Annotated in this window: 24 protein-coding genes and 2 pseudogenes; 5 read left to right on the top strand and 21 right to left on the bottom strand. The window is 38.8% G+C overall.

The annotated features are described in order from the left end of the window. Positions 1–19: 19 nt before the first annotated feature. The 7 genes from GEZ85_RS04515 to GEZ85_RS10310 all read right to left on the bottom strand — a co-directional run bounded on the left by GEZ85_RS04515 (position 20) and on the right by GEZ85_RS10310 (position 8,468). Positions 20–826 (bottom strand): coiled-coil domain-containing protein, encoded by an 807-nt coding sequence (locus GEZ85_RS04515; protein WP_153209633.1) that lies wholly within the window; start codon positions 824–826, stop codon positions 20–22. A 798-nt stretch (positions 827–1,624) separates the two neighbouring features. Next, a complete protein-coding gene (locus GEZ85_RS04510) occupies positions 1,625–1,840 on the bottom strand; it encodes a hypothetical protein (protein ID WP_088847271.1) in 216 nt (71 codons plus the stop codon). 27 nt (positions 1,841–1,867) lie between these two features. Next, positions 1,868–2,059, bottom strand: coding sequence for a hypothetical protein (locus GEZ85_RS04505; protein ID WP_153209632.1), 192 nt, complete (start codon positions 2,057–2,059; stop codon positions 1,868–1,870). Between the two features lie 552 nt (positions 2,060–2,611). After that, positions 2,612–5,455: a DEAD/DEAH box helicase gene (locus GEZ85_RS04500; RefSeq protein ID WP_153209631.1), complete on the bottom strand. Its 2,844-nt coding sequence runs from the start codon at positions 5,453–5,455 to the stop codon at positions 2,612–2,614. Positions 5,456–5,459: 4 nt separating this feature from the next. Further along, positions 5,460–7,544 (bottom strand): site-specific DNA-methyltransferase, encoded by a 2,085-nt coding sequence (locus GEZ85_RS04495; protein WP_153209630.1) that lies wholly within the window; start codon positions 7,542–7,544, stop codon positions 5,460–5,462. A gap of 153 nt (positions 7,545–7,697) precedes the next feature. Next, entirely contained in the window at positions 7,698–8,060 is a 363-nt protein-coding gene (locus GEZ85_RS10315; protein ID WP_228112199.1) for a hypothetical protein, read from the bottom strand. A gap of 66 nt (positions 8,061–8,126) precedes the next feature. Continuing rightward, the gene (locus GEZ85_RS10310; protein ID WP_228112198.1) at positions 8,127–8,468 is read right to left on the bottom strand and encodes an ImmA/IrrE family metallo-endopeptidase; all 342 of its coding nucleotides are present in this window, start codon (positions 8,466–8,468) and stop codon (positions 8,127–8,129) included. Between the two features lie 101 nt (positions 8,469–8,569). On the opposite strand from GEZ85_RS10310, the pseudogene GEZ85_RS04485 reads away from it, so the two are divergent. Continuing rightward, positions 8,570–8,695: pseudogene (locus tag GEZ85_RS04485) on the top strand (transposase); the annotation flags it as partial. 132 nt (positions 8,696–8,827) lie between these two features. Here GEZ85_RS04485 and rpsD read toward each other — a convergent pair. From rpsD to GEZ85_RS04430, 12 genes and pseudogenes are all read right to left on the bottom strand, one after another. Then, positions 8,828–9,439 carry a 30S ribosomal protein S4 gene (gene rpsD, locus GEZ85_RS04480; protein WP_000092756.1) on the bottom strand — a complete coding sequence of 204 codons (612 nt, stop codon included), beginning with the start codon at positions 9,437–9,439 and terminating at the stop codon, positions 8,828–8,830. Between the two features lie 194 nt (positions 9,440–9,633). Then, positions 9,634–10,686, bottom strand: coding sequence for a sensor histidine kinase (locus tag GEZ85_RS04475; protein ID WP_153209629.1), 1,053 nt, complete (start codon positions 10,684–10,686; stop codon positions 9,634–9,636). After that, positions 10,686–11,381 carry a response regulator transcription factor gene (locus GEZ85_RS04470; RefSeq protein ID WP_153209628.1) on the bottom strand — a complete coding sequence of 232 codons (696 nt, stop codon included), beginning with the start codon at positions 11,379–11,381 and terminating at the stop codon, positions 10,686–10,688. The genes GEZ85_RS04475 and GEZ85_RS04470 overlap by 1 nt, the downstream gene beginning before the upstream one ends. Positions 11,382–11,504: 123 nt before the next feature. Beyond that, the gene (locus GEZ85_RS04465) at positions 11,505–12,578 is read right to left on the bottom strand and encodes an SSURE domain-containing protein (protein WP_474104138.1); all 1,074 of its coding nucleotides are present in this window, start codon (positions 12,576–12,578) and stop codon (positions 11,505–11,507) included. 123 nt (positions 12,579–12,701) lie between these two features. Further along, a pseudogene (locus tag GEZ85_RS10620) lies at positions 12,702–12,875 on the bottom strand (YSIRK-type signal peptide-containing protein); the annotation flags it as partial. A gap of 115 nt (positions 12,876–12,990) precedes the next feature. Next, complete coding sequence (locus tag GEZ85_RS04460) at positions 12,991–14,007, bottom strand: glycosyltransferase family 2 protein (RefSeq protein ID WP_153209626.1); 1,017 nt, start codon at positions 14,005–14,007, stop codon at positions 12,991–12,993. Between the two features lie 176 nt (positions 14,008–14,183). Next, positions 14,184–14,849, bottom strand: a complete 666-nt coding sequence (locus GEZ85_RS04455; protein ID WP_125393821.1) for a potassium channel family protein — start codon at positions 14,847–14,849, stop codon at positions 14,184–14,186. A gap of 13 nt (positions 14,850–14,862) precedes the next feature. After that, complete coding sequence (locus GEZ85_RS04450) at positions 14,863–16,242, bottom strand: TrkH family potassium uptake protein (RefSeq protein WP_153209625.1); 1,380 nt, start codon at positions 16,240–16,242, stop codon at positions 14,863–14,865. 33 nt (positions 16,243–16,275) lie between these two features. Beyond that, positions 16,276–17,040: a nucleoside phosphorylase gene (locus GEZ85_RS04445; protein WP_153209624.1), complete on the bottom strand. Its 765-nt coding sequence runs from the start codon at positions 17,038–17,040 to the stop codon at positions 16,276–16,278. A 272-nt stretch (positions 17,041–17,312) separates the two neighbouring features. Continuing rightward, the gene (locus GEZ85_RS04440; RefSeq protein ID WP_153209623.1) at positions 17,313–17,936 is read right to left on the bottom strand and encodes a TetR/AcrR family transcriptional regulator; all 624 of its coding nucleotides are present in this window, start codon (positions 17,934–17,936) and stop codon (positions 17,313–17,315) included. A gap of 39 nt (positions 17,937–17,975) precedes the next feature. Further along, on the bottom strand, positions 17,976–19,058 hold the full coding sequence (locus tag GEZ85_RS04435; RefSeq protein WP_064275792.1) for an ABC transporter permease: 1,083 nt from the start codon (positions 19,056–19,058) through the stop codon (positions 17,976–17,978). A gap of 1 nt (position 19,059) precedes the next feature. Then, positions 19,060–19,776 carry an ABC transporter ATP-binding protein gene (locus GEZ85_RS04430; RefSeq protein WP_084926001.1) on the bottom strand — a complete coding sequence of 239 codons (717 nt, stop codon included), beginning with the start codon at positions 19,774–19,776 and terminating at the stop codon, positions 19,060–19,062. A gap of 420 nt (positions 19,777–20,196) precedes the next feature. On the opposite strand from GEZ85_RS04430, the gene GEZ85_RS04420 reads away from it, so the two are divergent. Together GEZ85_RS04420 and GEZ85_RS04415 are read left to right on the top strand one after the other, a co-directional pair. Beyond that, a complete protein-coding gene (locus GEZ85_RS04420; protein ID WP_153209622.1) occupies positions 20,197–20,394 on the top strand; it encodes a hypothetical protein in 198 nt (65 codons plus the stop codon). Continuing rightward, positions 20,391–20,624: a hypothetical protein gene (locus tag GEZ85_RS04415; RefSeq protein WP_000578911.1), complete on the top strand. Its 234-nt coding sequence runs from the start codon at positions 20,391–20,393 to the stop codon at positions 20,622–20,624. Before GEZ85_RS04420 ends, GEZ85_RS04415 begins: the two co-directional genes overlap by 4 nt. 249 nt (positions 20,625–20,873) lie before the next feature. On the opposite strand, the gene GEZ85_RS04410 is transcribed toward GEZ85_RS04415, so the two are convergent. After that, the gene (locus tag GEZ85_RS04410) at positions 20,874–22,124 is read right to left on the bottom strand and encodes a carbohydrate-binding domain-containing protein (protein WP_153209621.1); all 1,251 of its coding nucleotides are present in this window, start codon (positions 22,122–22,124) and stop codon (positions 20,874–20,876) included. Between the two features lie 229 nt (positions 22,125–22,353). On the opposite strand from GEZ85_RS04410, the gene GEZ85_RS04405 reads away from it, so the two are divergent. Beyond that, entirely contained in the window at positions 22,354–23,130 is a 777-nt protein-coding gene (locus GEZ85_RS04405) for a polyphosphate polymerase domain-containing protein (RefSeq protein WP_070479491.1), read from the top strand. Continuing rightward, a complete protein-coding gene (locus tag GEZ85_RS04400; protein WP_070479489.1) occupies positions 23,123–23,806 on the top strand; it encodes a DUF4956 domain-containing protein in 684 nt (227 codons plus the stop codon). The genes GEZ85_RS04405 and GEZ85_RS04400 overlap by 8 nt, the downstream gene beginning before the upstream one ends. A 141-nt stretch (positions 23,807–23,947) precedes the next feature. Here the strand turns inward: GEZ85_RS04400 and GEZ85_RS04395 are convergent. Continuing rightward, positions 23,948–24,043: IS3 family transposase (locus GEZ85_RS04395; protein WP_142289629.1), on the bottom strand; the 96-nt coding region annotated here is incomplete at its 5' end.

Raw genomic sequence — 24,043 nt, 5'->3', positions numbered from 1 at the left:
TTACTCCTTTGTTTCTAACCTATTCTTTACGATCTTTTTCTAGAATACGCAGACTGATATCAAAATCACGCATATCTGTTTCATTGAGTTCTCTCAAGACTTGGTCCAGTTCAAGGTCAAATTGTTCGATGGCTACTTTAGCTTGCTCTAAGCGTTCTTCTGCCCGATTATAGTTTTTAGGATTGGCCTTAATCTTCAAATAGCCTTCTAAAATCGTTTGGAATTTCTCCATCTTCAAACTATGAATGGCCGTCAATTCTTCCTTATCCCCCTCGGCAGAGGTAGCAATCTTGTCTAAAATAGCCTGATGGTCAATAGCAATATTGGCCAAGGTCTGGGACAATTCTGGAGCTAATTCCTCTGGCTCCGCATTTTCAAGATCTACCTGACTTTCTCTATCCAAACGTTCTAGCTGAACATCGATGTTTGCCCTTACTGTACGAACCTTTTTGTCAATACGGTTGTAGACATCAGCATCGATATAGGACTTGAGACGATCCGCCTCCTGATGGATTTCCCGCAGTTCGATTAATACTTGATTGGCCAGACTCTTATAGGAATCTGAGCCTTTCTCTACCAAGACTCCCTCTAACTGCTGAATATCTTTGTCCGCCTGACGAATCCGAGCTTTTAAAAGCTCAATCCTATCGTCGAGCGAACGATCCTGCAAAAGAGGATAGCGCCAACGTTTATAGAGACGATAACCACCATAGCCTATCAGGACACAAGCCGCAAGTGGAAGAGCATATTGGACCAAAAGGCCCAGTAAGAACAAGAAGCCCCAAAAATAGAGACAGCCTTTCCAAAAACCATTACCCGATTTCATAAACATTCCTTATTTTCAATTTATAAGTCTATTTTAGCACAAAAGAGCAAAATGAGGGCGGAAATCCCCTAGAAAAGAGTTGATTTCTTTGCTGTAGAATGGAACTTGGTAGCGCGTGTGCTAATTTCAGTGAATCGAACTCAAACCACAAACACACTCTGAGGAATATAAAAACAAAGGCTTGAAATATCAGGGGATGTGTGTTAGAATAAAAGCATAAAGGGAAAATAATGCTTCTAGCATATATAACTAAAAAGCCCCACCGTGCCACCGATGGGGTTTTTTGCTACCCTCTAAAAGGGTTAAATGCTACTTGCTACGTCTCTTTATCCATAGCTTGAAAAGCTCAGATAGTACGTTAACAAGTAACGGAGCTAGAAAAAGGGAAAGTAACTCTAGCATACATAACACCTCCCTTCATTAAAGTGAGGGGCCAAAATATTATATCACACCAGATTTATATCATCAACATCGCTTAATTCTTGGAATAGATAGACTTAGATACACAAATAACCTTACTAGCAAATCTCTAAACAAACCCAGAAATCAACGTTTTAAGACAAAGCAAAAAGCCCACTGTTGTAGGCTTTCTGTAAGATATTTCTTAAAATTAAAGCATTTTGTTATCTTGCTAGATTTAGATAGAGAAAAGTAGGCCTAAGCCTGCTCTAAATCTAACTTGATTTTCTCAAAAACTATTAAATTTAAATAAGCTGAGAAAACATAAAGGGTAACAAAAAGGGGACTAAAATTGATGAGTTCAGTAAGCAAGTAAATTGCACCTGTCATAGGTGCTTTTTATTTTACCTCTTGAATAGTACTGATTTCAGTCTCAAAGAGAGAAATCTCAGTTGGTTCATCAGGGCTAGGATTGTCAATGAGGATAGTGATTTCATCTTGCTCATCATTGTCCATTTCGTCAATAAAATCTGTGACAAAACCTTTTATGACTTTACCGTCACTAGTTACTACCTGAACTCTTGAACGTAGGTAGTTCCAAAGTTGTTTACTCATTCTTAGCCCTTTCACATGTTATAAGCACTATGCTACTGAAATACTAAGGATTTCATCCTCAAAATACTCATAAAGAGTACCGTCGACATCCAATCCGATTGAGTCAATCTCCTCATCGTTGTCATCTTTGTTACAGTATTCTTGGACAAAACCTGAAATGATTGAGCCGTCTTTAAGCACAAGTTTCACGTTTTGTCTTAAAAAATTCCATAATTTCATAACTTACCTCCTGCCCTTGGTTCAAGCTCTTTGCTATACAGTCATTGTTTTATCTGAATTATACCATAACTGGCTTTTACTTGACTCCACAATATTCTTGTATTTAAAAGTTTTTTAGGTTATAATTAAATTAACGAATAGAGGTTTTCCATCTCCTCTTGAAATAGATTATTCTGCGGTAGGAGGTAGGACACCTCTATTTTTATAATTGCTAACCTCGGATTATACTTGTACTAGAATTTTTTTTGAGTTATAATGAAGGTCAGGTAAAGGTGGTCTAACGCCCATGAAGTAGCTTGCTGTGGAGGCGGTGGGTCACCTTTATTTGATTTTAAAATCAATAAAATGTATAATTTAGTCAAGAAAGAAGCATGATTTTCCCGCCCAAAAAGCCTTAGAGCTGTGGGAGAGTCATGCTTCTTTTTACCTCTCAAAAGAGAACTACAATCTAAAAGTTAAATAGAAAAAATAATTCACGAAACGCAAATGTTATTAATTTTATAATTGTCTTAGCTTGTATATCAATATTTGGTTTAAATTCACTTAATAGTATTAACTTTCAGTTCTACCGTATGTTCCATCTGTATCAAATATATGCATGAGTTCTTCATCAGTTTGTGCTTGCGTTACTTTATCACGAATACCCATTTTAGACATATCAAGTCTCTTAAATCTTCTAACACCTGCTGCATCTTGCCCTTCTCGTATAAGTTCTATACGACCAACACCTGGATTTTGTCTTGCATATTCTGCCAATCCTTTTGCTTTTGGAAGGTTATCTTTATACTCAGGGTTATGAGGTTCTAATAAATCAATAATTAAACTATCATCGAAATTTTTATCTCTTCGAACAATTATAAAGTCAGGATACATTGGCTTTTTTTCCCCATTCAATTCATAAGGGATACAAAGTGCCCATGATGCTCTTGGTGAGTTTCTAATCCAACAAATAAAATCATCCCTCTCAAACTCCTCCCTAAGAACCACTTCTTCCCAACTATTTAACTTAATAGTAGTATATCCGTTATCATTAACAAACAAATGATTGCTATATTTTTTACCTTCTTCATTTATAGAAACAGTTATGGTCTCTGGAAGACGAAAATTATGTTTACTTACTACATCTCCATCAGAGACTATACGTTCATATTGCCTACGTAATTTTTCATTAAGTTTTGGAATATGCCTACGCCAAATATCATTTAATTTATGAAATGTTTCTTTAGCATATACGTTTAAATTTGTGATACAATCACTATCTGTTGCAAAAAGAATTACGTCTATTTTGAGGTTATTAATATGGTCCTTTTTAAAGTATGTATTAAGATAAATATTTCCAATCCCCTCATTACCTAGTCTTGCTTCTGCCAATCTAAATTGACGATCTATATCAATATCAGTCGATATAAAAGAACTAGTAAATAAATTAGATTCATTTTCAACTACTTCTCCAAACGCATCAAAAATTTGTGTACCAAGTTTAAATTCTCTTGCTTCCTCTAAAAGACTATCATAGATCCCTTCTTTTTGTAAATTTTCGATATACAAACGAATTTTATTAATAATTTCATTTTGAATAGTTTCAGTTGCTTTTTTATCAAGTCCTGATTGTACTAATAATCTTCCTATACTATATAGAGATTTCAAATAGTCGTTAATTCGTACGTTTCGAACATTGTACGTCAGTAAACCAGATTCATTAATCTCTTTAACAATAGCTTCACGGTCAAAATCTAAATCAACTTCATATTTTTCTGTACTTTCATTGTCAGATGGTGAATATTCATGTGCTAATATTGTTTTCTCCCGCGAATCAATCCTATTGACATCATTATTAAAGTTAGTATTTATATTGATGTTATTCAACCTAGTTGACTCTAATTGACTTTGCTCTTTACCATTTCCTACAATCAAAGTACCAGTTGCTTTAGTAATTGAATCGTCAACATTATCAAAGACGGTCATTTGACCATCAGGAATCTCATCTTGCTCATTAATTCCAGATTTTGGACGTACAGTAAGTGTAACCAAATTTCTATTACTTATATTTTCACCTGTAATATCAGTCGGAATATTTCCACCTTCTGTTGCTTGCAAATCTTCAATGACATTATTCACTGATACTTTATCAAAATAGGGTAGGTAAAGATGAACATCATTTAGTGTATCATCAACCTGTATATGCATTTGCATTGGAGTTCTCACCATTCGACCTAAAAGTTGCGCTATATAAGTAGAATCCTTTGCTGATCTGAAACTCATCATGGTTTCAGCTCTCGGGCAATCCCATCCCGTCGATAAATTTTCTTTAAAGAAGACAACTTTAATCTTCTTATCATCTGAAATACGAGAAGGCTCTATAAATGCGACTTCTAGTCCAGCAATAGTTAATGTTGATTCTGTTTGCCCAAAAGTATGAACAACTTCTCCTCTTAAAAATTTTATTCCAGTTCTATCTTGTATATTTTTTAAACAAGTATCTAAATCTGTCTTAGAAATACATTCGCTATTCCCATTTTCAACTTGCACGACAAATATCGGGTTGACCTGTGCATAATGTTGCTCATAACAATATTGGTACCAATGATCACATTTAGTTTTCCAATCATCAGTTGCCGCTTGTAATACAGCCATATCCTTACTTACAGAAGACTCTTCTGAATAAGAAATGACAATTCTATCTTTCAAGAGGCCAGAGGCCCGAACTTCATCAGCAGTTATGAGTACATTATGAATAGTAGAAGTTGTCCCTTTTACTAAGTTATTGAATCTTTCTATTGTTGCTGACATGCCAATTACAAGTGGCATTGGATCAATTCCATCATTCTCACTTCCTTTGAGGAATTTTTGCATGATAGTAGTAGCTTTGCCAGCTTCTACTCCTTGCATTCCTCGGTGAGCTTCATCAATAATAAAATAAAGTTGATTTACTTTCTTGTTAATAGTATTTTGTAATGTTTCCCAGATAGTATACTGACGCTTATCACTTTTTTTGGTTAAATTGCTACTTCTAGATAGTTTTTGTGTATTTAGGAAATAAATATGACCATCTTCCAATACTTCATTATCAAAATCCTCGTCAGTAATAGTAACTGTAGTTCCTATTGCAATTCTATCAGCTTTTATGTCAATTTTTAATTTTGATTGTTCATTCAAGTCTGGTGAGTCAGATAGCCAAACAAATATAGCCTCAGGTTGATCTACATATATTCCATTTCCACAATAAATATCCTCTATTAATGCAGCCATAACTATCGTTTTCCCTGCTCCTGTTGGAGCAGTAAAAGATATTACTTGAGGAATATGAGTTCTTTGATATGAGCCTCTAGCTTCTTCAACACTCATACGTAGATTATTAAGTGCTTTCTGTTGAAACGAGAACAAATTTAATTTCATTTATTTACCTGCCTGTATTAATTCGAAAATTGTCAAGATAGTCTTTATACAATTGATACGTTGTTTTTACTTTAAGTTGTAAGGACATCTCCCTATATCCAGTATCAGAGTCTGTTACGATAAAGACAGTTTGTATATTTATATCTGTATTTACTTTATCAACAAAATATGAAAATTGCTTTTCATCAATAAGTACTGCAAAGCCATTCTTAGATAGGATTAACATTGATGGAAGCGATTTTTCAATCAATGCAGGACAAGCACCTATACAACCTGTCTTCATCCATAGCACTGGTAGTAATTCACTAAATTGTCTCCCCAATGCCACAGAATCTTTATCCAAAAAACCAAGTTTTAGATATGCGACATTGGACTCAAAACCATTGGAATATTCAAGTTCACTTCCCAAATATGAACCTTGTAAAGGCTCCCCATTTATGTCGGTTCCTTGAATTGAGCAAACTGTCCTTGGCCATGTTACATGTTGAGCTATACCAAGTTTTTCCCATTCAATATCACCTGGCTTAAATCCACTATTCGTCAATTTTTTCGCTTCTGATTCTGATACTTCATTGTTTGTAACTAAAATACAGCGACGGTTCCCTCCGTCTATAGAATTAAGTAAATTAATCGCATGTAAAGTCGTACCAGATCCCGCAAAGAAATCAAGAATTAGTGCATTAGGTTTTTTTGCAGTGAAAAAACGTATTGCATCTAATGTAGAGTACAAAGATTTTGGATAGGTGAAACGTTTATCACCTAATATTTGTTGAATGAGAGTAGAACCATTCTCACTTGCACTATGAGAAGATTGATTCCATACAGACATTGGTCTAATCTCATTGGTCTTGCCTAAGATCACAGCACCTTCACTATCCATACCAGAAACACTGATTTTTCCATCCTCAATTTTTTTTAATATTCCTCTCGAAAGATAAGAAATTGATCTTTTTTGTGTTTTGGGATTATATTTACCAAATTTCACATAACCTTTCTGCATTCTTTCTTTTAAAGTTTCCTGAGATAATTGCCATGTTCTCTCATCATTTTTTTTCCCTAATGGGAAAATTGCATATGTGCCTTCCGGAGGGGTCACATCACTTCTTTTCTTATCGAGCGTTAATGATTCCCCAGTAGAATGAAATTTATGATCTTTTTTATTAAAGAAAATTGGATAAAAAAGAGTTGGCGACTCATGTCTTCTACTATTTGATCCCGATCTTTGTAAACTTGCCCATCTAACTTCTATTGGTTTATCAAGGGTTTTATTAAGCATATCTTGATTATTAGGGACTACTTTAGAATCTTTTATATATACAAAGAAAATATATTCTTCAACACGGGAAAATCCAAAATCTCTTGCAACCCCTTTTGGATTTATAACATCCGTCACCATTTGTATTTTAGACCCTGAAAATATTTCTTCAAGTAAACATCCCAAGTGTAAATACTCTTTCTCATCAATAGTTACAATTAATACAGAATCTTTAGGATTAAGCAATTGTTTTGCTAACTTTAAACGTTTCTCCATCATAGAAAGCCACTTACTATGACGATAAGAATCTTTGCTATCTACATAATCATTATTATATTTCCAGTCTTTTGCTCCTGTATTATATGGAGGATCAATATATATACAATCAACTTTCCCGGCATATAAATATCTTAACAACTGAAGTGCATGGTAATTGTCTGCTTCAATAAGAGTGTGCCACAAACTACTGTCGGGAGCATTCTCTATTACATCGATAGGCCTTAAATAAGGGTATATTGAATCTCCGAATTCTGCAATACAAGTTAATTCTTTAACTTTTAACTCTCGGTTCTCTTTTGTTACTAAATTTATACATTCTGCTATATTATCTTTGATATTTTTTACTACATAAATATCTGTAATTTTTTTATTATTTAATGCTACTTTTTTCCCAACTTCAATTGAAATATCATGTAGTGGTGTACACTCAGGCATGTGATCTTCAAATACAAGACCAAATTTTTTTTGTTTTGAAAGTTTATAAACTTCTTCATTTATTTTTTGTCTAAGATCAATATCTTGTATTTGGTCAATTAAATCTTTTAAAGCAGCCATATTTTCTCACATTCTTTTTAAATTTATTTCTATTATATCATGGAATGCCAAATAGAACGTTTCTAATTATAAACTTTATTAAACTTTAAATATCGAGCCTTATTGACAAAGATAAAGTATTCCTTTTAATTAATACATTAGTCATACATCACATTAATAGTAATTGTAGTTCTGCTTTTCTTCTCGCATCTTGTTCTGAAAACTTTGTACTATCCCAAGCATAAGCAATTGATTTCCTTTAATATAAATCAACCAAATTATTAAATTATCGATACATTCTTTAAGCTCTGTCCATTTGTTCTGATCAAGTAAATCAGGTAGTTCTTGACTAGAAACAACCCCATGATTAACAATACGATCTTGGATTTGAGTCTTTAAAGACAGACTATATTGATTGAACTCTTCAATTAATTGTTCTTTTTTATTATGAAATAGATTATGTATTGAAGTATTTTGTTGTCCTTCATACTCTTCAATTGCTTGTCTAATTTTGTCTTTTTCATTTAGGAAATACAATCGTAGTGAATCTAACCAACGAAAATAAAGGGCTTGCTTTGAAACCTCTAAACTTTCTTGTTCTCCCTAAAAACTATCACAACTGTAGTAAATTTTAGATAATAAAGCAATATCCGGCATTAACACTACGGCAGAAAAAATATTTGCATCACGTGCTAGCAAACTTTCCTGATTGTCGACAGATTCCGTAAAACATGTACCGTTATGGTTAAGAACAAAATAACCTAGTTCATAGCATAGGGTGAAATTTCGCTTCACAATGGAATTATCCTTTTCATAGGAAAAACTAATACCGAATTCATCGATAATGGTTAATCCTTCAATCTTATGATTTGAAAAGTAGTGGCCAATCACTTTAATCTTATATTTCTGAATACAGTGCTGAAAGGAGGGAAAGATGAGTTTCATTGCACAGGGATTTTGATTCAAGAAAGACTATAACTATCTTAGATGGGCGGACACAAGTGACGATTTGCAATCACTTTCTGCGCTATTCCAGACAGGTCCGAAACCAAGTCAAAGTCATCAAGCGAAATGCTTTTGGCTTTCGAAATTTTGACAATTTTAAAACTAGAATTTTCCTCGCTTTGAATATCAAAAAGGAGAGAACCAATTCGGTCCTCTCTAGGGTATAACTTTTCGTTAACCCACTACAGTTGACAAAGAGCCTTTTTTCTTATCCTCCTTCACGACTAGGAGGTATTCTATTTTTTAAGACAAAGCAAAAAGCCCACTGTTGTAGGCTTTCTGTAAGATATATCTTAAAATTAAAGCATTTTGTTGTAGAATTCAACGACAAGTGCTTCGTTGATTTCTGGGTTGATTTCGTCGCGTTCTGGCAAGCGAGTCAATGAACCTTCCAATTTTTCAGCGTCGAATGATACGAATGCTGGACGTCCAAGAGTAGCTTCTACTGCTTCAAGGATTGCTGGAACTTTCAATGATTTCTCACGAACTGAGATCACTTGACCTGGAGTTACGCGGTATGATGGGATATCAACGCGTTTTCCGTCAACAAGGATGTGACCGTGGTTTACGAATTGACGAGCTTGACGACGAGTAGTCGCAAGGCCAAGACGGTAAACAACGTTATCCAAACGACGTTCCAAAAGAAGCATGAAGTTGAAACCTAGGATTCCGCCTTTGATTTTTGTAGCTTGTACGAACAAGTTACGGAATTGTTTTTCACCTACACCGTAAGTGAAACGAAGTTTTTGTTTTTCAGCCAATTGCAAACCGTATTCTGACAATTTAGAACGGTTGTTTGGTCCGTGTTGTCCTGGTACGTAGTTACGACGTGCCAATTCTTTACCTGTACCTGTAAGTGAAAGGCCAAGGCGACGAGCTTGTTTCCAAGATGGTCCTGTATAACGTGACATGTGAATGTCCTCCTGATATAAATAATATTTCGGTGGAAATAGTCACTTAGAAAGCCCTGATTCGTGCAGATGCCCTTCGCCTAAACAGCCAAGGTTACTTATCATAAGACACCTGTTGACGAGCTTCATGCTTTCCTGCTGATATTTCGCACAAAATCCATTTTACCATGAATGGCTAGATTTGTAAAGGGGTTTTAAGCTTTATTTTCACTGCCAGAGAGGTTGAGAAGGAGGGTAAAGGTGCTTCCGAGGCCGTACTGGCTGGTAACTGTGATTTCTCCACCTAATTGATGGGCCAATTCACGCGCAATCGCAAGCCCTAAGCCATGTCCACCTGTTTTCATATTACGCGAAGTTTCGACACGATAAAGGCGTTTGAAAATCTTCTCCAAATCCTCTGGGGCAATTCCCTGCCCCTCATCGGTCACACTGATTGAAAGCTGGTTCTTCTCCAGCTTAGCTACCACTTCCAACTTGGTTCCTGGAGCTGAGTATTTAAAAGCGTTATTGACCAGATTCACCAAGATGCGAGAAAGTTTGGCATAATCTCCCTCAATCCGGGCAGATTCTGGGATCACCTGCAAGTGGACATCTCGCTCCTCCTGCTCAATTAAGAATTGAAATTCACTCATACACTCAATCAAGAGCTGATCCAGAAAAATGCTGTCTTTGCTGGTAGTTCCTACCTGATTTCTAGCTGTATTTAGGGTCAAAAAATTCAACTCCTCAACCAGTTTATTGAGTCTTTCAGTCTGACGCCCAATGGTTGCTAGATAATGGTCCTGTTCTCCTTCCTTGATAACCCCATCCAAAATCCCTTCTACCGTCGCTTGGATTGAAGTGATGGGGGTCTTGATATCATGCGATAGCTGAGCAATCATCAATCCCTTTTCTCGTTCGCTTTCTTCTAATGAATCAAAGGTCGCCTGCAAATCATGGGACATTTCATTGAAAGCTTGGCCTAATTGTTGAAATTCTACAGGACCTTGAACCTCCAGACTTGAAGGAAAGTCCTTGTCCGCTACTCGCTTGGCATGTTCCTTAAGTTTGGCCAATGATGTAAAGACTGGCGATAGGAGAAAGAGACTAATCCCAGCACCGACAAAACTTGCGATTAAAGTCATGCCAATCAGGAAATAAATCTCTCTTTGCTCAATTAACATGCGCTGGATGGCCCAAAAAACCACGATAATCGTTAGGAGTGTTGAAATGATATACCCCACTAAAATATAACTTTTTAATTTCATTAACTACCTCGTGCTTTCTCAATTTTGTAGCCCAAGCCCCAGACAGTTTTGATGGTAGGCGTTTCTGCACTGGCATGTTTAGCCAACTCCTGTCTAAGAGCATGAATATGAACATTCAAGGTATTGGTATCATCCACATAGTCTTCTTGCCAGACCTTTTCATAGAGGTCTGTCTTAGAGAAAACCCGCTCTGGATTGCTGGCTAAAAGCCATAGAAGTTCGAAGGATTTGACTGTCAAATCAAGCGCCACATCTCCAACTTGGACCTCATGGCTACCGTGATTCATCCGTAAATCCCCGAGACTGACGACCTCTGTCTCACCTCCACGATGAAGGCGACGCAAGATATTGTGGACACGCAAAACCAGCTCACGTGGGCTAAAGGGCTTGGCAATAAAGTCATCTGCCCCTAAACTCAGGCCATAAATCTTGTCCTGCTCACTAGTCTTAGCTGTGATAAAGAGAAAAGGCTGATCCGGAGATTGATACTGGACTTCGCTAATCAAATCATAACCATCCATCCGAGGCATCATGATATCTGTAATAATCAAATCAATCAGTTTTCGCTTGAAGATTTCCAAGGCCTCTACTCCATCATGAGCCACCAAAACCTGATACCCTGCCTGAACCAGATAGCGTTGATGAATATCTGTGATTTCTACCTCGTCGTCAACGAGTAAAATTGTCTTTCCCATCTGTCTCTCCTTTGAAAAAAACAGTGCTATACCACAATAGTATAACACTATTTTAATCACTTTACGAACATTCTAATCGCTATCTGGATTTTTCAAATCCTAGATAGAAAGTCTGTAGTTAGACTAGTCATTTTCCTCTTTTTTAGCTTTCAAACCGAGGCCACCTAGCAGTCCAGCCAAGGCGAGTCCAAAGAATCCAATAGTAGCCATTGATGTTTGAGCTTCACCAGTATATGGAAGCATGTCTTTTTGCTCTTTCATTTGATCAGCCATCATTGGACTTGACACCTTGTTATTAGCTACCATCTTGCCTTCATCAGACATTTTGCTTGAGGCTGCTGGAGCTTGATCTTGTTTCATGCTTGGTGTTGCCATTGGCTGGCTAGCATCCATGGTTTTATCCTGCTCTTTGTTAGGCATCATCTTATCCTGGCTAGTAGCTGGCATTTGAGATTTCATCTCATCTTGATTGACACTTGGCATTTGAGCGTTCATCTTAGACGCATCTTGATGACTATTCATCATTGGAGCCGACATAGCTGAACCATTAGAAGATGGGACGAAGCCTGATTGCATCGGAGTAAGAGACTGATGTCCATTCAAGTTTACTGTCAAATCTTTTGTCGCTACGAGATTTGTCAAATCAGCCTTACCATCTTTCGCACCGTACACTTTGATAGTTGCTTTGTAACTTTGAGTGCCGTTTTGTTTCAAGAGGTCAAGAAGATCTTTATCTGATTTGCCTTGAGTTCCTGCCAAGTCTACTTCATAGAAGTAAAGGCCTTTGCCCAATTTTTCTACTGGTGGAAGAGCTGGATTTTTAGCTGAACCATTGTCTGACCATGGAGCCTTGTCTGAAGCTTTCAAAATCAGACGAGTCAACATACCGTCACCGGCGAAGAATTCGTATGGGATGACTTGGTTGACACCAGCTGTGAATGGGCCTGGGAAGTTCGCTTTGTCCAAGTAAGTAGCTGGCACATCTACTGTGTCTTTAGTGTTGTCGGCCACACCTTTTTGAACTTCAGCTGGGGTGGTTGCTGGTTGAGCTTCATTTACTTCACGGTCTTGTCCAGAAACTGTAGGAGCAGGATTTGTTGCAGGTTTAACCGCATCTTCTGTTTCTTTCTTAGATTCTGGTTTTGCTTGCACTTCTTCTTTTGGCGCTACCACTTGGTCTTTATCAGCTACATTCACTTTTTCTGGAGAGCTTGTAGCATCCAAGCTTGCTTTAGGTGTTGAGTCTACCTGTTCTGAAGGGAGAGCTGTATCAACTGCTTCTTTGAGAAGTTCTACTGGTAAGTAACTCTTTTCACTCACCGAAGCAGCGTCTGGCACAACTTGAGCAGGGGTCGGATTGACCACATCGGCACGTACAGAACTTGGCTGACCAACTAGGACAAAGACGCCACTGGCTACAACAACTGAGGCAACACCGACACTGAGACGGCGAATAGACCAACGAGTATATCTTTGATTTGGATTGAATTTCATAGGATTCTCCTTAGAGTTTTTCTTTATTTGATGACTCTAGTATAATCTCCTAAAATTAAAAAGGATTAAGAAAAAGTTAAAATTTTTCTTAAATCCCTCTTATAAAATACTTATATTAATTAAATCCATAAACAGATTTGGTGATTTGATAGACGACATTGGACAGTTTGCGAGCTGGCAAGACCGAATGTTTGGTCAAACGGCTGAGCATGGTCTTCCGAATAGCCTGAAAGACCTCTGGATTTTCCTGCTGAATATAGATCCACAGCTCCCGTTTTTTGGCCAGATGCTCTGCTGTGCCTGCTCGGTTGAGCAGGGCACTGGAAATCACTGTCGTAATCTCAATATGATTCAACAGATATTCTCGCATTTTTGGATGACTCACTTGGGATAAATCAAGCTGGTCTACCAAGAGTCGATTGACCTTGAGTTGTTGATCAATTCGCTTAATCATCACTTGCTCATTGACAGACTGGTCCTCACGCCCAATCAAATAACGATAGAAGTCGACAGGCAGATAGTACATTGTCTTGACCTGCTGAAGGGGGGTAAAGACAAAGAGATTATCGACATAAAAAGTATGCTCAGGCAATTGGAACTGACTCGCTCGCAACAAATCTGTCCGGTAAATCAGCGAGTGCATCATGATATACTGGCCTTTGGAGAAATTTCCGACCTGGTCCCAGCCAAAAATCTGTTGGACAGGCAAGACTGACTCATAACTCATACTCTTCTTACGAGACTGGCCTTCCTTTTCATAGACAAAATTGGTCACAAAGGCATCAACTCCCTGACCCTCATTCTCTAGTTCCTGCAAGGTTTCAAGAATCTTTAGGTAAGCACGAGGATCCACCCAGTCATCACTATCAACTACTTTAAAATAACGACCAGAAGCCTCTGCCAAGCCTCGATTGACAGCACCGCCATGGCCCTTATTTTCCTGATAGATGGCTCTAACGATGCTAGGATACTTGCTGGCTAAACGCTCAGCGATTTCCTGAGTCTGGTCCTGAGACCCATCATTGATAATCAAAATCTCAACTTGCTCACCACCAATCACTAGCGACTCCACACAGTAATGAAGATAGGCTGCGGCATTATAGCTAGGAATGGCGATAGACAATAACTTCATAATCTACTCCTTTAGGGGACTGATTTTTTCTTACTCTCTTGTCACTTCTTTCTATTTTACCATAAAGTCCAGTTTTTGAAGGACTTTTACTAGAATGCAAGAGGTTCTAGTCTCAATTGGAATACAGGTCTCTCTATTTCCTATCTTGAACATTAAAAAAGAGGGAATTTCCCTCCTTAGGAATTTAACTCTGCCAAATCATCTAGATATTGGTTGTTAATGACCGCCAAGATATAGGCATCTGCCCTCAAGAGATCATTGGGACCAAACTGGACATCTAGCGGTGAATTTTCTTGTTCACGAAATCCTAGGACATTGAGGTTGTATTTGCCACGTAGATCTAGCTGGCTCAGGCTTTGACCTGCCCAAACACTCGGAATTTTCATCTCTACGATAGACACATTTTTATCCAGCTGAAAGACATCTACATTGTTATGAAAGAGAATGGTCTGCGCTAGAGACTGCCCCATTTCATACTCAGGTGAAATCACCGAGTCAGCACCGATTTTTTCTAGCACCTTCTTAGCTGTCTGGCTTTTGACCTTGGCAATAACCCTTGGTACACCTAGACTCTTACAATGCATAACTGCAAGCACACTCGACTCCAGATTTTCCCCTGTTGCCACTACAACCGTATCACAGGTATCAATTCCTGCAGTTCTGAGGAGGTCCTCATCTGTGATATCGCCAACAACTCCACGCGCCAAAACTGGCTCAAATTGATTGATACGCTCGGCGTGGTCGTCAATGGCAATAATATTCATATTTTGCTTGGCTAGGGCCGTCAGGACACTACTCCCGAAAATCCCCAAACCTAAAATTCCAATCGTACGATCTGACATCATTCTTCCTTTCTTATCCAATACTAATATCTGCTTTCATATACTGAATCAAATCTTTCTTATCAGGCTGGTAGTCAGCTAGACTAACCAGCAAGGTCAAGGGACCGATACGGCCAATAAACATGAGCACCATGACAATGCTAAGAGCTAACTTGCCCAATTCTGGCGTCAGATTTGCCGTTACCCCAACTGTCGCAAGAGCTGAAATGGTCTCAAACATGAGGTAGATAAATCGCGGTGTTCCTTCTGCCGTAATTCCCAACAACATCAAGCCTAACAAGAAGGTCATCAAAAAGATAATGAAGACACTAAAGGATTTTTGAACTGTTCGAGCCTCAATAGTTCTCTGCGCAACATTGGCATGAGGTAAACCCAGCAATTCACTACGCGCAAAAACCAATAAGACAAAGAAAGTCGTAATCTTGAGCCCCCCAGCGGTCCCGCCTGGCGCCCCACCGAGAAACATCTGTAAGATATAGATAAACAAGGTAACAGGCCGAGCTTGGGTGTAATCAATAGAAGCAAAACCAGCTGTTCTCATACTGACAGTTTGGAAAAAACTAACCAGCACTTTCTCTGGAACACTGAGATTGCCAATGGTTCCTGGATTGTGCCATTCCGTAAAGAGTGTAGATACTGTCCCAAACAGCAAAATCCCTGCAGTTAAGAAGAGAACCAGCTTGGTGTGGAAACGTAGACGGCGTTTTTTCTTCTTGTCAAACTGGGTTGCCAAGTCAAACCAGACCATAAAGCCGAGACCACCCGTGATAATCAAGCCAGCAATGACCAGATTGATTAAGGGATCCGTCTGAAAAGCCACTAAACTGCTACTGCCGAAATTATCAAAACCAGCATTACAAAAGGCTGAAATGGCTAAAAAGATAGAGGTAAAAATGCCTCGTCCCCAGCCGAACTCAGGAATAAAACGAAAACTAAGAAGAAAAGCTCCCAAACCCTCCACCAGAAAAGTCGTCAAAAAGATGGAGTGCATAAAGGCCTTCAGCGACCGAGTCTCCCCGTAACTGAAGCTCTCCTGAATGGTTTCACGACTGCGAAGACTGAGCTTTTGCTTCCCCTGAATATAAAAGACCCCGATAAAAGTCATGAGCCCCAGACCACCAATCTGTATCAAGAACATACAAATCAACTGCCCCCAGACATTATAGGTAGTAGCCACTGGTTGCGTAAAAAGGCCAGTTACACAGACCATGGACACCGTCGTAAAGAGATGGTCAAAATAAGTGGCCTGAGAACCATTTGCCTGAACAAAAGGCAGACTCAAAAGAAGAGAGCCTATAAAAATAACTCCAGCGAAACTTAAAAAAATGCGACGAGCAGGCGAAAGTCCGCCAAAGACCCTTTCAAGTTTTTTCACAAATAATTTGAATAACATACATCCATTGTACCATAAAAAGAAGAAGAGTAGCTAGATCTGAAAGGCAATCTCAAGGCAGAGTTCCAAGGCCTTCTCGAAAGCTTCTGAACCCCAGTCACGACTATCGTACTGGTCCAAGTCTGCTAAGGAATCAGCTGTGAACAACAATTCACCCCAGAGAACCCCACGCAGTTGGGCTACTGCCGCAAGCGCAGAACACTCCATCTCCACAACAGCACAGCCTTCTTCCTTGCGATAAGCCACCTTTTCAGCCGTTTCTCGGTAAAAACCGTCTGTCGTCCAGGTCATGACTTCTTCATAGGGAATCCCTCTGGCTTCCAACACTCGCTCAATAGCAGCAATAGCCTCTGGCTGAATTTCCATATAACGAGAAGGTGCCACATAGTGATAACTAGCTCCTTCATCTCGCAGAGCGCGAACAGGGACTAGAAAGGCATTTTCTTCTATATCAGCCAGCACACCACAGGTACCAGTAGAGATAATCTGCTCCACACCATAGCCAATCAACCAATCCATAAACTGGGCCGCTGGAGCCGAACCGACAGGCGCCTGGGCCAGACAAATTTCCTCACCCTTGTAGTTCACGACATAGACTGGATAGGTCTTGGTGGCAGAAATGAATTCTCCGACACAGTCCGCCCCTACTTCCCTCGCATAACGGTCAATCTTCTCTTCTAAAAAAGCATAGACACACTTCTTGGGCAAGTGCAAGTCCAGTTTCTCGTGATTTGGCATAATGACCGCCTGAGGATTATCATCAAACTCTAAAATGGGAATTACATGTTTCTGAATCATAACCCACCCCCTCTGATTTTGTACTATTGTATCAAAAGCTGACTCAGTGTCAAGGAGTTGAATTTAGCAATCCAGAAATCTCCTCTTCCATACACTTGAGAAATCGTTGCACCGCTGGAGAAGTCGGTTTCTGTTTTGGCAAAGCGATTGAGGACTTATGAAGAATACAAAATCCAACAACAAAAAAGACATGAATCTGAAATAAGCAGAACATGTCTTTTTTAGCTTGTTTGAAAGTCAAGTAAATAAATCTTAGCTCTTCTAGAACTCCCTTATTTCCACAAACCACCTAAAATCTGTTTTTCTAATAAGTCTAGGTCCTCTTCCTTTATTTCTCCGTTGTCGCTAACGATATAAAGTTGAGCGAAGTAAGCCAACAATGGACCAACACAAATACGAACCATTTGAGGAATCGTTAACTCTGTATTTACACGTGGATCTGCTAGCAATTCTTTATGAAGCACTCGAAGTTTATCTTGAATAGCATTCCAGATAAAAATCTGTTCATTTTTTAGTTTTTTATTTGAAAAACTCTCCTGCAGAATGATTTTCATCAAAGCACGATTTTTTTTGAGATAGCTCATACGATCGTGGACGAGATAACGAACCCTCTCTTCTGTCGTTTCAAAAGCTAAGAGTTCCTCAACAAAACTACCGAAAATGCCTGGGACTGCAGGATGTAAAATAGCCGTCAATAGATCATCCTTCGTCTTAAAATACTTAAACAAAGTTGCCTGGCTTAGTCCAGCACGCTCAGCTATGTGAAGAGTTGAGGTCCCATGGTAACTCCTAGTTGATATGAGATCCACTGCTGCCTGCATGATTTTTTTCTTTCCTTGAGGGTAATTCGCTTCTTCTAAGTAATCTTCAAACGATTCAAAAACAGTCTTATCCATCTAATCTTCACACCTTTTTAGCATTATTTATGTTGATTTCTAAACTTTACGATAACGACGCAATCCAACAATATTGAGAATTGTTAAAATGATCAAGAAAATCATTAAAACACCAAGATTTGGCAAAATATCACCAAGATTGTGTCCGTAAAGAATAATCTGGCTTATTGCATCACCAGAATAGGTTAATGGCAAAAATTTCCCCACAGTTGGAGCCCATGCTCCCATGGATGACAATGGAATAATCCCTGAGAAAAAGAGTTGAGGCATAATCACGAGAGGAATAAATTGCATCATTTGGAATTCTGATTTTGCTAGAGTAGACAAGAGAATTCCAAAAGCTAGTGCTACAAGAGCCAGTACCACATTAACTATTATAACATTTAAAATATTTCCTACAACTTCTACATCTAGTAGCCAAATTGCTGCTAAAACGACAACTGCCGTTTGAAAAATCGCAATAATACCGTAAGACAACATATAGCCATAGACGATTTCAGAACGTTTCACTGGGGTTGCTAACAAGCGATCCAAGGTTCCACTTGTGCGCTCTTTCAAAAGTGCCATACCAGAAATCAAAAAGACAAAGAAGAAGACCACAAAGCCAATTAAAATTGGAATCATACGTGCAAAGAATCCAGTATTTTTATCTCCATATTGGTAAAATTCTTTGATTTCAGGCGCCTTTGCATCTAATTTCAATTGTGGAAGAGCTTGTTTGATACGAGATAGTAACTGATCGGTGCCTTCACTGGCGATACTTGTTCGTAACACTTGTCGTATCATAGATGTCTTGGAGGCATCTGTATTTGCGTAGTCGACCTGATACTCACCGTCTTTATAAGAAATCACAGCATCGACTTTTTCATTTGCTAGCGCTTCTTTGGCCTGATCTAAGTCTTGATAAGTCTCGATGTCCACATGATCAAGCTCATCCATTTTCGTTATCAAACCAGTTGGTAGATCTTGTGTCGCTAACTTGACATTCACGGTTGTACTAGCTGAAAACATGAGGTTCATCAGCCACATAATAAATACCGGCGCTACAAACATCATAGCCAAGGTTCGTTTGTCACGAAGCAATTCTTTGATAACTTTTTTAGCAATAGCAATGGTTCTCATCTTACTCTCCTTCTGCTTTCAAAAATACTTCTTCAATACTTGAAACTTGATAACTTTCTTTTAAGTGTTGCGGTGTATCAAAAGCAATGATTTTTCCACCTAATAATAAGCCGACCTTATCCGTTAACTCTGCTTCATCCATAACATGGGTAGTAACTAATATCCCAACCCCATTGTCTCTAAGCGCGAATAATTCTTTCCAGATTTTCTTCCGAAGAGAAGGGTCGATTCCAACTGTCGGTTCGTCCAAAATCAAGAGCTGAGGATTCCCCAGAAGCGCGATGGCTAAAGACAAGCGTCGCTTCATTCCTCCAGAATAACCGAATACCGTTTTATTCAAATGCTCTGTCAGATCCACAACTTGAGCCACATGGGCAATTTCAGCTGTCAGATCTCTTTTGGATAGCCCTTTTAGCTGACCAAAAAATTCCAGATTTTCTTGACCTGACAAAGCCTCATATAAGGCATCTGACTGGGCCATATAACCAATATCTCCTAAAATATGACGATTGGGCATAGTATGATCCAATACCAAAGCAACCCCTCCGTTAGCTTTTTCCATCCCTAACATAGTCTTAATCATAGTCGATTTACCAGCACCAGACGGACCTATTAAGCCTATAATTTCTCCCGGCTGCAATTCAAAGCTGACATGATTCAAAACCATTTGACGACAAAAAGACTTATCCAAATCTTGTAAATGTAGCAATTTTTTCATATGCTTCCTCCTAGGTGAGTGTTTACTCACTTACTGAATATAGGCCTATTATAGTGAGTGTTTACTCACTTGTCAAGAAAAAAGTTGAAATTCTTTAAAAAATAAAGCACCAGATTCGTATCTGATGTTTATAATGCACATGTCTTATTTCTAAAAATGTTTTTGAACTTCCTCTCTATACTCCGAAATGGTCTTTTCTGTCCACTTTTTAAAGGCCTATTTTCCCTCTACTTTTCTCGGCTAATCCAACCATCGTCATTGTTATCGCAACTCTAATGACCTTGGTAATGGGAATTCATTTTACTCATTTTTATATGAAACAGACTAAGAAATTTTCAAGACCTAATTGAAACCAAATTAGCCCTTGGAAGTCAAAAAATCCTCGAACTCTACGCTGACCGTCTAGCAGAATCAGACCAAATGCGGCATGGCATTTCTAAGAATTCGGTTAAGGGACGTAACCTACAAGCTGCTTACGTGGATGAATTTACTTTGAGAGATTTCTTCGCCTTCAACCAAGGACTAAATAAAATGGGTGACCAAGCACTTCCTTTTAAAATTCACCCTGAACATTTTGTATTTGCTGGAGTTCACGGTGGACAGGAAGTGAGGAGTTGATTGGAGAGTACGGTCAACCAACTTATCAAAAAATCTTTATCAGTCTAGATACTGAAAAAACAGGCGTTCCGGATGCCGATACAAAAATTTCTATGGCAGGTGATACTGCTACTCTCATGTCCGATACAAGCCTTGATATCAAGATGTATGGTATGCATCAGTTCAAGATGAAAAAAGGTGGACTCCGCATCAAATTAGGCGTCTTTTCCCCAGAAGCAACCCCAAGCTAGATGGATCTCGGTCACCAAGAACACCTAGCAGTTGAATTTTTCAATTCCCTCACAATCGCCTACCAAAACAAAACATTTAAGGGAAAACTACTCAATACCTTCTTAAAATTCAAGAAATTTAAGTAAACAAAAACGGATGACTGAACAATTTAGCCTTTGAAAGCTACGATTATAAAATCCCTCGTAACATATCAATTTATCACCCATATAAAAAGATAGCCATTCTAATTGAATGCTATCCTTTTTTGTTTATCCTTGTCCACCAGGGGCTGGACCGCCAGGACCACCATTTCCTTGAGGTCCTCCATTTGGTCCACCGCCTCCAGGCATAGAATTGACAATATCAGTTTGTTTTTCGCCGTTAATGTAAATATCCCCACCTGTGTAAGTTGCTGTTCCATCAAAGTCAAAGCCTGATTGTCCTATTAATTTAATAGTTCCACCTGTGACCGTTATATTTCCGTTTGAGTCAATTGGATCTGTGTCCCCTTGACCGACTTCAACAGTTAGATTGCCACCTGTCATGGTAAAGTAAATATCACTTTGCTGGGCATTTTTATTAGCTGCATTCACACCATCATCTGTCGAGTAGACATTGATATCACCACCATTGATCGTAATGCCTTTTCCTTCAATTCCTTCAGTCGAATTCTTGACTGTGTAAGTACCGCTATCAATCACTAGGTTGCCAGAAGCGTGAATGCCATCATCCCCTGCTGTGACTGTTATGGTATTGTTCGCCAAATACATATTTCCGACAGTCATATCGTCATCATTATCAACTTTAACACCATCTTCCTTGGCATCGATGGTCATGGTCGCACCAGTGACATTAAGTTCATCATTGACATTAAAGGCATCGCCAACTGATGTGATGTTATAGGTTCCACCCGTAATGTGAAGAGTGTCGTTAGCCTTGATACCATTGTTCTTCTTGCCATCTACAGTAAGAGTACCTGAGCCATTGATGGTCAAATCAACCTTAGAAAAGAGAGCGGCATTTGCCTTTTCATCACTGTTAGAGCTTGAGTCAGAGAGACTGTTGGTGGTTCCCTCTGACAGAGTCAAATAGACATGACCGGCTGATGTCGCAGAAATCGCTGCATTGGTATTGGTCATGGTCGCGCCTTTTAGGACAAGTTTCACATCATCAGACTTATCTGCCTCTACCTTGATCTGCACTCCGTCAGACTGACCTGAAATCACATAGGTACCTGCTTTTGAGATGGTCACCGTTGAGCCAGAAACTGTCACACCGTCTCCAGAGACACTGGCAGATGAGCCTGATAGCTCAATCTTAGAGGCTGTGCTTTCATCATAAGAAGTATCATAGTCCTTTTCTGTAAAATAAGAAGATTGACTGTTTTTAGCTGAAGTTGTGATGGCAGTAGTATCTGCCGCTGCAGTTGTACTTGACTTAGTCGTTGACTGCCCACAAGCTGTCATCAAGGTCAAAGCTGTTACACTGGTTAAGATTAGGGTCCATTTTTTTGATTTCATACCTTTTTCCTCGCCTTCCTTTAGCTTGAGCTTAGTTTACAGGGGAAGTCTGAAAAAAATCTAAACTTTTTCTGAAAGTTTTCTTAAGTTCAGTTTCAATTAAGTTATCTTTAACAAAAGTTTTAGGAAAATTCCATAGACTAATTACAAGCAAGTTCAACTTGCCCAGACACACCTATCTGCTAATAAGATAGTGTACTGAAATAGTTTGATAAAGGAGACAGGATTTATGAAACCAATTAAAACAAGCTTTAAACGAATTGAAACCAAATATGTCGTTGCTAAAGCTGACTTGGCTAATTTAATAGAGGACTTAAAAATATACCTCGTCGAGGATGATTATCCAACTTCGACCATTTCCAACATCTACTTTGATACAGAGCAATTTGATATGATTCAGGAGGATGGCCAAGGTACTAAGCGCAAAGAAAAGATTCGGATGCGAACCTATCTCAGTCAAGTCCAGCCTGATAGTCAGGTATTTTTAGAAATCAAATCTAAGGATAGAGCTGGTGTCGGACGAAAACATCGTCTCTTATCGACTCCCCAGTCTATCACCCAGTTTATGACCAAGGGACAGCTGGATAGCAGTATCAAGGACCGAATGATGATTGAAAAAATTCAGCAACTCCAAGAGGAATATCAGCAAGCAATTGTCCCTCGTATGTATATTTACTACGACCGTTTTTCTCTCAAGGAAAAGAAAGAAATTAGCGGATTTCCCTACAATAAAATTCGTATCACCATTGACCAAAATCTAACCTATCGTGATAATAATGTCAGTTTATTTTCAGGAAAGGACGGTTTCCCTCTACTAAACGAGGACATTGTCATCATGGAAATTAAAGCACCTGGTAGAAAACCCCAATGGCTACAAGATATTCTCGACCAATATGGACTGGTAGAGCAGAAATTTTCAAAATACAGCTGCGCCTACCACAAGTCTCAAGGGCTGGACTATAGCCCACGACCAAGCACAGAAAGTGTAGGTACTACTTATGTCTAATCTTTTCAACTCTATTTTCAACGACACAACTGCCACTGCAGACCCTATCCAGCTCTTTCTGGCTCTATTGGTCAGCCTGATTTTAGGTTTGGCGCTGACCTGGGCTTACAAACACCGTACCCTCTATACACGGGAATTTGCTGTTAGTTTGACCCTACTCCCCTGCTTGATGACCTTGGTCATCTTTCTGGTAAATGGCAGCTTAGGAACCTCTATCGCTGTTGCAGGAACCTTTAGCCTCATTCGTTTCCGTTCAGCCACCAGTGGCTCACGGGAACTAATTGCTATCTTTCTTGCTATGATTATCGGGCTGGCAGCAGGGACAGGCTACCTAGTCTTAGCTGTTCTCTTCACCGTCTTTATCTTAGCAGTATGGCTTCTTTTAGAAAAGCAACAAAGCAAGAGCAATCACCAACGTCGCAGACTATTGACCATCACAATTGCGAACCAAGAAAAGCAACTCCAAACTATCCAATCTGGGCTATCACAATTCTGTACTGAGTTAGATCTTATCTCGATTGATACCAGTAATGATGGAGAACAAGTCACCACTGTCTATGAAGTGGATTTCAAGGCTCAAACCAACGACTTTCAAATCATCCATTACCTCACTAGAGAACAGGATACTTACCAGGTTTCCCTGACCAAAAATGCCAAGAAGAGAAAGAATTTGTAAAACTTCTAGCGTGAAACCTATCAAAAAGCTAGGTAAACACTCAATTGAAAAAAAGTTAATCTAATTTATGATAAAAGGCATCCTATCAACGTTTTTTAAACACCTGATATTGTACTGACCCCAAAAAGTTAGACAATTAATTTATCCGAAGGATTTAGTTCTGTATTGTACAGGGCTAAGTCCTTTTAGTTTTACCTTAATTCGTTTGTTGTTGTAGTAATCGATATAGTCTATAAT

Origin of the sequence: Streptococcus mitis (assembly GCF_009496205.1) — a bacterium.
Taxonomy (GTDB): Bacteria; Bacillota; Bacilli; order Lactobacillales; family Streptococcaceae; genus Streptococcus; species Streptococcus mitis_BN.
The sequence above is the reverse complement of the archived record's forward strand: the minus strand, read 5'-3'. Positions and strand labels throughout refer to the sequence as shown.